Annotated in this window: 14 protein-coding genes; 8 read left to right on the top strand and 6 right to left on the bottom strand. The window is 74.1% G+C overall.

Annotation, left to right across the window (positions count from 1 at the left end):
* The first annotated feature begins 76 nt into the window (after positions 1–76).
* The 7 genes from ACK8HX_RS08330 to ACK8HX_RS08300 all read left to right on the top strand — a co-directional run bounded on the left by ACK8HX_RS08330 (position 77) and on the right by ACK8HX_RS08300 (position 5,071).
* A complete protein-coding gene (locus ACK8HX_RS08330) occupies positions 77–520 on the top strand; it encodes a ferritin-like domain-containing protein (protein ID WP_411940215.1) in 444 nt (147 codons plus the stop codon).
* 140 nt (positions 521–660) lie between these two features.
* Entirely contained in the window at positions 661–933 is a 273-nt protein-coding gene (locus ACK8HX_RS08325; protein WP_411940214.1) for a DUF7218 family protein, read from the top strand.
* Between the two features lie 81 nt (positions 934–1,014).
* Positions 1,015–1,566 carry a DUF6328 family protein gene (locus ACK8HX_RS08320; RefSeq protein WP_411940213.1) on the top strand — a complete coding sequence of 184 codons (552 nt, stop codon included), beginning with the start codon at positions 1,015–1,017 and terminating at the stop codon, positions 1,564–1,566.
* Positions 1,567–1,636: 70 nt separating this feature from the next.
* Complete coding sequence (locus ACK8HX_RS08315; RefSeq protein WP_411940212.1) at positions 1,637–2,488, top strand: SDR family oxidoreductase; 852 nt, start codon at positions 1,637–1,639, stop codon at positions 2,486–2,488.
* 95 nt (positions 2,489–2,583) lie between these two features.
* Positions 2,584–3,042, top strand: a complete 459-nt coding sequence (locus tag ACK8HX_RS08310) for a hypothetical protein (protein WP_411940211.1) — start codon at positions 2,584–2,586, stop codon at positions 3,040–3,042.
* Positions 3,039–4,268: an NRAMP family divalent metal transporter gene (locus ACK8HX_RS08305; RefSeq protein ID WP_411940210.1), complete on the top strand. Its 1,230-nt coding sequence runs from the start codon at positions 3,039–3,041 to the stop codon at positions 4,266–4,268. Before ACK8HX_RS08310 ends, ACK8HX_RS08305 begins: the two co-directional genes overlap by 4 nt.
* Positions 4,265–5,071: a hypothetical protein gene (locus tag ACK8HX_RS08300; RefSeq protein WP_411940209.1), complete on the top strand. Its 807-nt coding sequence runs from the start codon at positions 4,265–4,267 to the stop codon at positions 5,069–5,071. Before ACK8HX_RS08305 ends, ACK8HX_RS08300 begins: the two co-directional genes overlap by 4 nt.
* Before the next feature lie 34 nt (positions 5,072–5,105).
* On the opposite strand, the gene ACK8HX_RS08295 is transcribed toward ACK8HX_RS08300, so the two are convergent.
* The 4 genes from ACK8HX_RS08295 to ACK8HX_RS08280 all read right to left on the bottom strand — a co-directional run bounded on the left by ACK8HX_RS08295 (position 5,106) and on the right by ACK8HX_RS08280 (position 7,429).
* Positions 5,106–5,558, bottom strand: coding sequence for a hypothetical protein (locus ACK8HX_RS08295; RefSeq protein WP_411940208.1), 453 nt, complete (start codon positions 5,556–5,558; stop codon positions 5,106–5,108).
* 48 nt (positions 5,559–5,606) lie between these two features.
* Entirely contained in the window at positions 5,607–5,783 is a 177-nt protein-coding gene (locus ACK8HX_RS08290; RefSeq protein ID WP_411940207.1) for a hypothetical protein, read from the bottom strand.
* Positions 5,784–6,010: 227 nt separating this feature from the next.
* A complete protein-coding gene (locus tag ACK8HX_RS08285; RefSeq protein ID WP_411940206.1) occupies positions 6,011–6,184 on the bottom strand; it encodes a hypothetical protein in 174 nt (57 codons plus the stop codon).
* 39 nt (positions 6,185–6,223) lie between these two features.
* On the bottom strand, positions 6,224–7,429 hold the full coding sequence (locus ACK8HX_RS08280; protein WP_411940205.1) for a S8 family peptidase: 1,206 nt from the start codon (positions 7,427–7,429) through the stop codon (positions 6,224–6,226).
* Between the two features lie 146 nt (positions 7,430–7,575).
* Here ACK8HX_RS08280 and ACK8HX_RS08275 point away from each other — a divergent pair, with 146 nt between their 5' ends.
* Positions 7,576–8,394: a DUF6299 family protein gene (locus tag ACK8HX_RS08275; RefSeq protein ID WP_411940204.1), complete on the top strand. Its 819-nt coding sequence runs from the start codon at positions 7,576–7,578 to the stop codon at positions 8,392–8,394.
* A gap of 9 nt (positions 8,395–8,403) precedes the next feature.
* Here the strand turns inward: ACK8HX_RS08275 and galT are convergent, their stop codons facing one another.
* Positions 8,404–9,552 (bottom strand): galactose-1-phosphate uridylyltransferase, encoded by a 1,149-nt coding sequence (galT, locus tag ACK8HX_RS08270; RefSeq protein ID WP_411940203.1) that lies wholly within the window; start codon positions 9,550–9,552, stop codon positions 8,404–8,406.
* Positions 9,549–11,606, bottom strand: a complete 2,058-nt coding sequence (locus tag ACK8HX_RS08265) for an alpha-galactosidase (RefSeq protein WP_411940202.1) — start codon at positions 11,604–11,606, stop codon at positions 9,549–9,551. Before ACK8HX_RS08265 ends, galT begins: the two co-directional genes overlap by 4 nt.
* Positions 11,607–11,746: the final 140 nt, after the last annotated feature.

Genomic DNA, 11,746 nt, shown 5'->3' with positions numbered 1-11,746 from the left:
GCCCCTGGAGGCCGACGGTTCGGCCTCCTCCTCGTGGGTAGGGCACGAGTTCAGCCCCCTACGAGAAGGAGCGCACATGTCGGACGACGAGAAGGTCGCCAAGGACCTGGTCGAGACCCTGAAGGACGGCGAGCGAGGCTTCGGCGCCGCGGCGGAGAAGCTGCGGGACAGCGACCGCCCCGAGTGGGCCGCCACCATGGAGCGGTTCTCGGAGCAGCGGGCGCAGTTCCGGCGCGAGATCGTCGCCCTCGGCCACGCCTACGGCGACGACGTCGACGAGAGCGCCTCGGCCGCCGGAGCGCTGCACCGCGGGTGGATCGCCCTCAAGGACGCCCTGACCGGCGACGACGCGGGCAGCGTCCTCGGCGCCGCGGTGACCGGGGAGAACCACGCGGTCTCCGAGTACGAGAAGGCCCTCGAGAAGGACCTCAGCGCCGGCTTCCGCGAGGTCGTCAGCCGGCAGCACGCCGCGGTCGTCGCCGCACGCGACGAGGTCAAGGGCCTCCAGCTCGCGGACTGACCCTGCGTCCGTCGTGGGCCCCGACCGGTCGTCCCGGTCGGGGTCCACGCGCGCCGCGGGGCCACCGGCCGGGACGCATCCTCGCGCCGTGACGGGGTAGGAGTGGGGACGCACCGTTCCACCGACGCGAGGAGGAGATCGTGCCCGCACGCAAGGGCCCCGGCCCGTCCGTGAAGGACCCCGAGCTCTACGAGGAGCTGCGCGACGACGGCGCCAGCAAGGAGAAGGCCGCCCGCATCGCCAACGCCGCCGCCAACACCTCGAGGTCGGCCGTCGGCCGCAAGGGCGGCAAGGCCGGCGACTACGACGACTGGACCAAGGACGCGCTGGTGAAACGGGCCCGCGAGCTCGGAATCCGGGGCCGGTCCTCGATGAGCAAGTCGCAGCTGGTCGACGCGCTGCGCCACCACTGAGGCCCTCGCCGGTCGCCGCGCCCTACACTCGCGGCCACCGGTTCGACCACGAGCCGCCGCGCACGCCCCCACGGAGGACCGATGGCCGAGCACGACCGCGAGCCGGACGACGACACCGACGGCACGCACGACGCCGACGAGCAGCCCGCGCAGGAGACGCTGACCCGCAACTGGGACGAGCTGCTCCAGGAGATCCGGGTGACCCAGACCGGGGTCCAGATCCTCACCGGCTTCCTGCTCACCGTGCCGTTCTCGGCGCGGTTCGCCGACCTCACCGCGTTCCAGAAGGGCCTGTACCTCGCGGTGCTGGGTGGGGCGGTGATGACGACCGGTCTCGTCGTCGCCCCCGTCGCCTTCCACCGCGCGCTCTTCCGCCAGCGGCGTCGCGAGCTGCTCGTCGAGTCCGGCAACCGCCTGGCGATCCTCGGCCTGGCGATGCTCGGCATCACCGTGGCGGGCGTCGTCACCCTCGTCGTCGACGTCGTCGTCGGCGCCCCCGAGGGCTGGGTCGCGGGCGGTGTCGCCCTCGTGGTGCTGGCTGCGCTGTGGGCGGGGCTGCCGCACCTGGCCGACCGGGTCGACGACACCCCGCGCAACCCGCCCCCCGAGCGCCACCGCGAGCCGGCCGGCTGAGCCGGTCACGCGGGCATGCCACGGCCCCCTCGGGGTAGGAGGATGGCTCCCGACCGAGAGGACCGACACCATGACGACCCAGCTGCCCCGCCAGCAGCAGGAGTGGCCCGGAACGCCCCGCGAGCTCGACCCGCCCGCGGACCACGGCGAGACCTCGTGGCGCGGCAGGGACCGCCTCGGCGGCCGGCGCGCCCTCGTCACCGGGGGCGACTCCGGCATCGGACGGGCCGTGGCACTCGCCTTCGCCCGCGAGGGCGCCGACGTCGCCATCGCCCACCTGCCGCAGGAGTCCGACGACGCCGAGGTGACGGCCGAGCTCGTCCGCGCCGAGGGCCGACGGGCCGAGCTGCTGCCCGGCGACCTGCGGACCTTCGAGGCCAACCGCGACCTGGCCCGCGCGGCGGTCGAGGCCCTCGGGGGTGTCGACGTCCTCGTGTGCAACGCCGCGTTCCAGATGACCCACGACGCGGTCGAGGAGTTCCCGCCGGACCAGGTCGAGCGGACCTTCGCCACCAACGTGTTCTCCCCCTTCTGGCTCGTCCGCGAGCTGGCGGACGAGCTGTCGTCGAACGGTGGCAGCGTCATCGTCACGACCTCGATCCAGGCCTACCAGCCCTCCGACCACCTGCTCGACTACGCGGCGACCAAGGCGGCCCTGAACAACCTCGTCGTCAACCTGGCGCAGGAGCTCGGGCCCCGCGGGGTGCGGGTCAACGCCGTGGCGCCCGGGCCGATCTGGACCCCGCTCATCCCCGCCACGATGTCGCCGGAGAAGGTCGAGTCCTTCGGGGCGGACACGCCACTGGGCCGGCCCGGCCAGCCCGTCGAGGTCGCGGCCGCCTTCGTCTTCCTCGCCTCCGACGAGGCGAGCTACGTGTCGGGGACCGTCCTCGGCGTCACGGGCGGCAAGCCCGTCTTCTGAGCCATGAGCGACACGATGGCGCTGCTCCTCGCCTGGGCGGAGCTCGCCCTGCTGCTCGGGGTGCTCGCCCTCGTCCTCGCCCGCGCGTCGCGGCGATGACGGCGCCCGGGCGGGCCCGGCCGGCGGTGCTCGTCGCGGTGCTGGCGCTCACCGTCGGCCCGTCGGCGTGCGGTTCCCCCGCCCCGGACGTCCCCGACCACCGCGACGCCGTCGTCACGGCGGTGGAGGCGGCCCTGGGCGACTCACGGACCGCGCTGCTGGCCGTGGACGCCTGGCGCGACGGTGACGCGACGACCGCCTACGCCGCGGTCGTGCTCCGCGAGTCGGCGACCGCGGTCGAGGGAGCCTCCTCGGAGCTCACCGGGCTCACCCCGCCCCCGGGAGGTGAGGACCTGCGCTCCCGTGCCGAGGACGCGTTGTCCGACGCCGGCGACGCGGTGGTCGCTGCCCGGGTCGCGGTCGAGCGCGACGACCGCCATGGCGCCGCGGACGCCTCGGCGGCGGTCGCCGAGGCGTCCGCGGCCCTCGAGCGCCTCGCCGAGGGGCTGCGGTGAAGAGGCTCTTCGCCGTCGCCCTCGGCATCCTCACGGCCATCGGCGGCTTCGTCGACATCGGCGACCTCGTCACCAACGCCGCCGTCGGCGCGCGCTTCGGGCTCTCCTTGGCGTGGGTCGTCCTCGTGGGCGTCGTCGGCATCTGCGTCTTCGCGGAGATGAGCGGTCGCGTGGCTGCCGTCAGCGGGCGGGCCACCTTCGACCTCGTCCGCGAGCGCCTCGGGCCGCGGGCCGGGCTGGCGAACCTCGTCGCCTCCGTGGCGGTCACCTTCCTCACGTTGACCGCGGAGATCGGCGGCGTCGCCCTCGCCCTCGAGCTGGCCAGCAGCGTGCACCACCTCCTGTGGATGCCGGTCGCCGGCGCCCTCGTGTGGCTCGTCCTGTGGCGGGTGCGGTTCGGGACGCTCGAGAACGTCTTCGGGACGGCCGGGCTCGCGCTCATCGTGTTCGCGGTGGCCGTCTGGAAGCTCGGGCCCGACTGGGGCGAGCTCGCCGGGGCGGCGCTCGCTCCCGCGGTCCCCGCCGGCGAGGACGCGACCACCTACTGGTTCTACGCCGTGGCGCTCTTCGGCGCCGCGATGACGCCGTACGAGGTGTTCTTCTTCTCCTCCGGCGGCGTGGAGGAGAAGTGGGGCGCCGGCAGCCTCGGCACGATGCGCGCGAACGTCTTCGTCGGGTTCCCCCTCGGCGGGCTGCTCTCGGTGGCGATCGCCACCTCGACGGCCCTCGTCCTCCTCCCGGCGAAGGTGGAGGTGGCGACGCTCGGCCAGGTGGGGCTGCCCGTCGTGGTCGCTCTCGGCAAGGTCGGCCTCGTCCTCGTCCTCGTCGGCTTCTTCGCGGCGACGTTCGGGGCCGCCTGCGAGACAGGCCTGTCCGTGGGATATGCCATCGCCCAGTACGCCGGGTTCCAGTGGGGCAAATTCGTCCAGCCGCGCCACGCGGCGCGCTTCCACGCCGTCGTCCTCATCGCCTGCGTCCTCGCCGTGGGCCTGCTGCTCACCACCGTCGACCCGATCATGGTCACGGAGTACTCCGTCGTCTTCAGCGCCGTGGCCCTGCCGCTCACCTACCTCCCGATCCTCGTCGTCGCGAACGACCGCACCTACATGGGCGAGCACGTCAACGGCCGCCTGGCCAACGCCCTCGGGTCGGTCTACCTCGTCGTCGTCGTGGTGGCCTCGGTGGCGGCGATCCCGCTCATGGTCGTGAGCGGAGCCGGCCAGTGACCGGCGCGCGCTCGTTCCCCGGCGTCGCCCACGGGCGGCCGGTGAAGGAGATCGGCCTCGTCCTGCGGCTCCTCGACCACCAGGTCGTCGGGGCCGAGGGCGAGCTCGTCGGGAACGTCGAGGACCTCGTCCTCGAGCGGGTCGGCGACGACGTCGTCGTCGTGGGTCTCGTCCTCGGCACGCAGGGCTGGGCCCGGCGGCAGCCCGGCCTCATCGGTCACTGGGTGGAGTCGGTGTGCCGCCGGCTGCACCGCCACGAGGATCCCCCGCCCACGACGCTCGCGCTGCGCCACGTCGAGCACCTCGACTCCGCCGTCCACGTCGACGCCGCGGCGACGCGGTGGTCCCTGGCGACCTCCGACCTCGAGCGCTGGCTGCGCCGGCACCTCATCGCGCCGATCCCGGGATCGGGGGTCGACGGCGACGACGTCCCGGACCCGGAGGACGAGGACGCGCCTGCGGTCGCCCCCACGCCGCTCGAGGAGCCGGGCAGGTCCCGGCTCTCCGAGCTGCTCGGCACGCCGGTGGTCGACGCCTCCGGCACCGCCCACGGACGGGTCATCGAGGTGCACGCGGCCCCTGCGACCGTCCGGGGCGAGGCGGTGCTGCGCCTCGTCTCACTGACGCACGGCGACCGCCTCGTCGGCAGCGGCCTCGGATACGGCGACGCCGCGCACCAGGGCCCCCTCGCCCTCGCCGCGCTCGTCCGCTGGTGGCACCGGCACGACCGGGTCACCCCGTGGGGCGAGGTGCTGGAGGTCCCGGCGGGTCCCGGAGGGCTCGTCCGCGTGGCCTCCCGCTGAGGCGGCGCGGTGACGGTGGGTTGGGGGCGGGGGGTCAGCCCCCACCCTCTCCGTCGGGGAGGTCCGCCGGGGTCGCCTCGTGCCCTGGCCGTCCGTGGGTGCGGCGGTCCTGCTTCATCTCGGCCTCGAAGACGTGCCGCCGCCCACCCATGAGCTCGTCGCGGGCGCGCCGCTCGTGCTCGCGGAACGCGGCGTAGTAGCCGTCGTCGTACTCCTCGACCAGCTGGAAGGTCCACCGCCCCGGGAGGGTGTTGCGCCCGACGAGGTCGGTGTCGATGCGCTCGGCGAGCTCGGAATGGCCGGCCTCGCGGAGCAGGTCGACGGCCTCGCCGAGGGCCAGGTCCGCCATCCCGCTCTTGCGGTGGAAGGAGTAGAGGTCACCGCGGGCGTCCTCGACGACCTCCAGGGCCTCCGAGAGCTTGCCGAGGGCCTCGACGGTCCGGTCGCTCGTGGAGTCGGGTCGGGTGTGTGCCTCGTCGACGGACATCCCCCCACGCTAGGCCCCGGAGGTCTCCCCCACCGCGATCGGTGCAGGTCAGCCCTCCTCGTGCAGCGCCGCCCACCCCTCGTCGTCGACCCACTGGGCGTCGCACCGCAGGCAGCGGAACGCGCGCTGGGTGTGCGGGGGCTCGCCTGCCTCGTGGGGACGCGGGACCTGCACGGTCGTGAGCTTCTCCCACCCGCACCGCGGGCACACGGTTCCCTTGCGCACCTCGTCACCTCCGGTCGACCACCAGCCCTGCCGGTCACGAGGTCCGCCGCGAGCCGCGGCGCCGTCCCCTCGCACCCGGGTCCTACCCCGGCGGGCTCGCCCCAAGCCTACGGCGCCGCGAGGACGAAGCGTCGCGGCACGACGTATCGCCGCGGACGTGGGTGAAAGCCGTCGTTGGGCCGACGATCTTCACCCACGTTCTCGAAGGGGACTCGTCGCCGGGAAGTTCAGCTCACGTCCGGCGCGGGCCGGTCGTGGCCGGCCCACGTCGAGGGCGGGTCGCTCCCGGGGAACGACTCCTCCTCCATCTCGTCGGCGAGGGCGTCGTCGTGGGCGCGCGCCTCTTCGGCCTCCGTGCCGGGGGTCGTGGGCCCGGCACCCGCATGCTGCTCGTCGACCACGCCACCACCGTACGCCGCTGCGACGGCGCCGGCACCGGGTCAGAACCCGGACACGTCGAGGAGCGGTTCCTGGACCGCGTCCCGGTCCCCGACCCAGTCGTACGTCCCCGCGGCGAGGAGGGCACTGCGGACCTGGGCCGGCGTCGCCCCGGGGTGGGTGGACAGGTAGAGCGCCGCGGCGCCCGCCACGTGCGGGCTGGCCATCGAGGTGCCCGAGATCGCGCGGTAACCGCCCCCGCGCCACGTCGAGGTGACGCAGACGCCGGGCGCCGTGAGGTCGACATCGGGCCCGAAGTTGGAGAAGCCCGCGAACGTGTCGTCCGTCCCGTACTGGCAGGTGGGTGCCCCCACCCCGCCGGGGAGGCCGTCGAAGTCGGTGATCGCCGACACCGTGATGACCTCGTCGTAGGTCGCCGGCACGAAGCCGGAGGCGTTCGAGGCCGCGTTGCCCGCCGACACGACATAGGTGACGCCGGCCGCGGTCGAGCGGCAGATCGCCTCGCGCAGACCGTGGTCCGAGCAGGAGCCCTCCCCGCCGCCTCCTCCGAGGCTCATGTTGGCGACCTCGATGACGTCGGCGCGTGCGGTGACCCAGTCGATGCCGCAGAGGATGGACGACCACGACCCCGACCCGTTGGCGTCGAGGACGCGGACGGCCCACAGCCGGGCGCCGGGTGCGACGCCGACGACGCCGGTGCTGTTGTCCCTCGCCGCGGCGGTGCCCGCCACGTGGGTGCCGTGCCCGTTGAGGTCGGTGAAGGAGTTGTTGCCCTGGATGCAGTTGACGCCGCCGACGACGTCGAGGTCGCGGTGCCTGGCGTCGATGCCGGTGTCGAGGATCGCGATGTCGGCGTCGACGGCGCCACGGCCGTTGCCGGCGGCCGCGGAACCGCGTGTGGCCCCGACCCGCTGGATGCCTGCGGGAACCACCTGCGCGGTGACCCGCACCTCGCGGTCGGGCAGCACCGCGGCCACCCGTGGGTCGCTGGACAGCCGGTCCGCGGCGGCAGCCGTCAGGGTCGCCGAGTACCCGGAGAGGGCGTGCCGGTAGACGTGGCCGACCGCCGCGCCGTGCACGCGCGCATGGTCGCTCGCGACGCGCCCGGGGTCGGCGCCGGGCCTGAGGGTGACGACGTACCGTGCCGGCGCGGCGGGCGCCGCGTCGGCGGCGAGCACGGGTGCCCCCGCACCGGCGACGGCGACGAGGGTGGCCACGGCCACGGGGACGACTCGGATCCTGCGCATGGCCTCTCCCCTTCCGCGCCCGACACCCGTCGGGCCGTGGGCCTAGCGTAGAGGGAGTGACCCACGTCACACTATGGTCAGCCGCCCAGCCGACTCCAGCAGGGGAGCCGCCACGGGAACCGGCACGGAGGGAAGGGGAAGAGCCGATGAGGACCTCACGTCGCCTCTGCGCGGCCGCCCTGGCTGCGCTCACCATCGTCGGGATCTCGGCGGCTCCGGCGCAGGCAGCGCCCCCGGGCAACGACACCTACCCAGGGGCCGAGGTCATCGCCACCATCCCGTTCACGGTGTCGCTCGACACCTCGGAGGCGACGACCGACGCCGACGACGCCGAGCTGAACGCCGTGTGTGGCGCCCCGGCCATGGACGCCAGCGTCTGGTACTCGTTCACGGCCACCGCCGACGAGGCCTACCTGGCGGATGCCCGCGCCTCCAGCTACTCGGCCGGGGTGTTCGTCGCGACCGGATCACCCGGGACCTTCTCGGTCCTCGCGTGCGGACCCGGCGGTGCCGCCTGGCAGGCGACGGCCGGCGAGACCTACTCCATCGTCGTCATCGACGACCAGATCGATGGCGGCGGCAACGGCGGCGCGATGGCGCTGACCGTCGACGTCGCTCCCCCGCCCCCGGCCCTGGAGGTCACCGTCAGCCCGACGGCCCAGTTCGACTCCAGGACCGGCTCAGCCCTGCTCTCGGGCACCATCCTGTGCGGCGCCGACGCCGACTTCGCCTTCCTCGAGGCCCAGCTGACCCAACGTGTCGGACGCCTCCTGATCCGCGGCTTCGGCGGCACCGAGGTCACGTGCGACGGAACCACCCGCCCCTGGACCCTCGAGGTGATCGGCGACAACGGCCTGTTCAAGGGCGGGAAGTCCGCCACGGTGACCTTCGCGGCCGCCTGCGGGGTCGCCTTCTGCTCCGAGTACCTCAACGAGTCGACGATCCAGCTGCGGGGTGGGCGCTAGGACGGGGGTTCAGCCCGCCAGGTCGCGCAGCCGCGCGGCGATGGACTCGGGCTGGGCGTCGTTGACCCAGCCGCCGACGCCGCTCTCGGAGCCGGCGAGGTACTTCAGCTTTCCCGGCGCCCGCAGGATCGTCACAAGCTGGAGGAAGAGCCGGGACACCTCGCGCCCGCCCTTCGCTGGCGCCTGGTGCCAAGCCGCGATGTAGGGCATCGGGATGCCGTCGCCACGGTCGTCGACGTGGTACCGGTCGAGACGCCGGAGCAGCTCGGGGTAGAAGGACGCCAGCTCGTCCCGCTCCTCTCCCGTGAGCGCGGCCAGGTCGGGCACGTCCCGGTGCGGCGCGAGGTGCAGCTCCATCGGCCAGCGGGCGGCGAAGGGCACGTAGGCGCTCCAGTGGGACCCGGTCGCGACGACGCGCGAGCCGTCTGCGCGTTCGGCGGCGAGGACATCGGCACCGAGGAGCCGTCCCGTGGTGGCGTGGTGCTCGCGGGCCCGGGCGAGCATCGTCGCGGTGCGCTCGGGGACGTAGGGGTAGGCGTAGATCTGCCCGTGCGGATGGTGGAGGGTCACTCCGATCTCCTGCCCGCGGTTCTCGAAGCAGTAGACGTGGGCGACCCCGCCGCGGGCGCCCAGCTCGGCCGTGCGGTCGGCCCAGGCGTCGATGACGGTGCGGACGCGCGAGGTCGGCAGCGTCGAGAAGCTGGTGTCGTGGTCGCTGGTGAAGCAGACGACCTCGGTCCGCCCGCCGGCCGGTCGCGCCTCGAACCCGTCCGCCACGACCGGCACCGGCTCGGTGACCGGAGCGTACGAGGGGAACCGGTTCTCGAAGACGACGACGTCGTAGTCCGCGTCCGGGATCTCCGAGGGGGCCGATCCTCGTCCGGTCGGGCACAGGGGGCACAGGTCCTTCGGGGGCAGGAAGGTCCGGTTCATCCGGTGCCCGGCGATGGCGACCCAGTCACCGGTGAGCACGTCGTGGCGGACGTGCCCCGCGGTGGAACGGGACTCGTGGGGACGCGCGTCCACGGCGGCCCGCGGCGCGGCCTCCGTGTCGTCGAAGTAGATGATCTCCCTGCCGTCGGCGAGCGTCCGGACGGTCCGGCGGACCTCGTGGCCGGCGGCCTGCGCCAGGACGTGGGTGGCACCGTCGCTCGTCATCCTCGGGCCTCCTCGCGCGTGACGTGGAACAGGACGACTTGGTCGGGATCGACGAGAGGAGGGGTGGTGCCCAGGTGCGCCAGGGCCGCGCCCGTCAGGACGGCGCCCGGGAAGACTGCACCACGGGCCACGGTCCGCTCGGGCCGCATGGTCGCGGGGTCCTGCGGCTCACCGGACGCGTGCCCGTCATCGCCCCACCACTCCGGGGCGACCAGCCCCGAGGGAGGAGTGCCGACGACCAGGGGCCGGACGCGGTAACGCCCGAGAGGGTCCAGGCCGCGGAAGCGAACGCGCGGTCCGGGGGTGTGCAGCGGGCTGCCGACGGTGGCGAGCGCGAACAGGGCCTCGGCGCGGTCGGGCGCGACGACCCCGTGGACGAGGACGCTCGGGTCCCCCGTGTCGACCCGGACGAGGGTCCCCCCGAGCAGCAGGTGGCGGTGGTCCTTGAACGCGCGGACCCACTCGGCCAGCTCGCCGAGCGTGGCGTCGTCGACGGCGGTGAGGTCCCACTCGATGCCGACGTGCCCGAACAGCGCCGTCCCCGCCCGGAAGGACAGGTGGTGCATCCGTCCGGTGGAGTGCGACTGCCCCGAGGCGATGTGCGACCCGAGGTACTCCGGGGGGACCAGCTGGGTGGTCCAGCGGAGCATCTGCTGGCGCTCGAGCGGGTCGATGACGTCGGAGACCCACACCCGGTCGGTCCGCTCGAGGACGCCGAGGTCGACCCGCGCGCCACCGGACGAGCAGGACTCGATCTCGAGGTCGGGGTGCACGGCGCGGATCTCGTCGAGGAGCCGGTACACGGCGGCCGTCTGCCCGTGGACGGCGGGTCGGCCGCCCCGCACCGGGCTGCCGGCCTCGTGGAGGTCGCGGTTGTGGTCCCACTTGACGTACGAGATGTCGTACTCGCCCAGGATCGCCAGCACCTGTTCCTTGACGTGCGCGTACGCCTCCGGGTTCGTCAGGTCGATGACCTGCTGGTGGCGGGAGGTCACCGGCGGCTCGCCGCGGGCCGCCAGGATCCACTCGGGGTGGGCCCGCGCGGCGTCGGAGTCGGGGTTGATCATCTCCGGCTCGAACCAGAGGCCGAACTGCATCCCGAGTCCCCGGACCCGCTCGATGAGCGGACCGAGACCGTCGGGCCAGACGTCCGGCGAGACGACCCAGTCGCCGAGACCGGCCCGGTCGTGCCGGCGCGCCCCGAACCAGCCGTCGTCGAGCACGTAGCGCTCCACCCCCACCGCCGCGGCCCGCTCGGCGAGCGCGACGAGCCGGTCGAGCCGGTGGTCGAAGTACACGGCCTCCCACACGTTGAGGGTCACCGGGCGCGTCGACGACACCCGCCGGGGTCGGGACCGGACGTGGCGGTGGAACTGGTGCGCCACGGCATCGAGGCCGGTGCCGGCGGCGAAGAACACCCACGGCGAGGTGTGCGAGGCGCCGCGGTCGAGGACGACCTCGCCGGGCAGGAGCAGCTCGCCCCCGCCGACGACGGCGTCACCGGTGAAGACCTTCTCGGCGTAGTGGACGTGGTTCCCGCTCCACGCGGTGTGGACGGCCCGCACGCTGCCCGTGTCGAAGCCGAGTCCCGGTGTGCCGGCATGGAGTACGTGGGCGCTGTCCGCACCGGTGCGCCCCTTGCGACCCTCCCTCAGGTGGGTCCCGACATTGAGGCGGCTGCGCTGCGGTGTGCGCTCACGCCCCCAGCGCCCCGCAAAGTCGAGGACCTCGTCGTGCCCCGCGGGCAGCGGCAGCGCGAGGGTCACCCCGTCGACCGTGAAGGGCCCGTCGTCGAGGTTGGTCAGCGTGGCCCGGACCCGGACCAGCCCGGACGGGTCCAGCCCCAGCTCGAGTTGGAGCGTGAGCCGGGCCTCGGCGTCGAGGGCGCGGACGTCGAGCAGGCCGGGGCCGCCGGCGTGGGTGTGCTCGAGGGGTGCCCCGTCGAGCGAGACGCGGTCGACGACGAACCTCGTGCTCCACGAGCGTCCGGAGCGTGAGCCCTGCAGCCCGGGGCGGCCGGTCCACCCGGTGTGCTGCTCGGGGAGGACCGCCAAGCGGCGCGGCGGGTCGATGTCGTTGGGCCGTTGAGCGCCACGCCGGCCCGGACGAGGGCGGGGAGGTCGTGGACGGTGAGCCCGGGCAGCCGCTCCCCCCAGTGGACGACCGCGGGGAGCAGGTGGTCGGAGAGGTCGAC

The sequence above is a fragment of the Oryzobacter faecalis genome, assembly GCF_046764005.1.
Taxonomy (GTDB): Bacteria; Actinomycetota; Actinomycetes; order Actinomycetales; family Dermatophilaceae; genus Oryzobacter; species Oryzobacter faecalis.
This window is presented reverse-complemented; position numbering and strand designations above follow the sequence as displayed.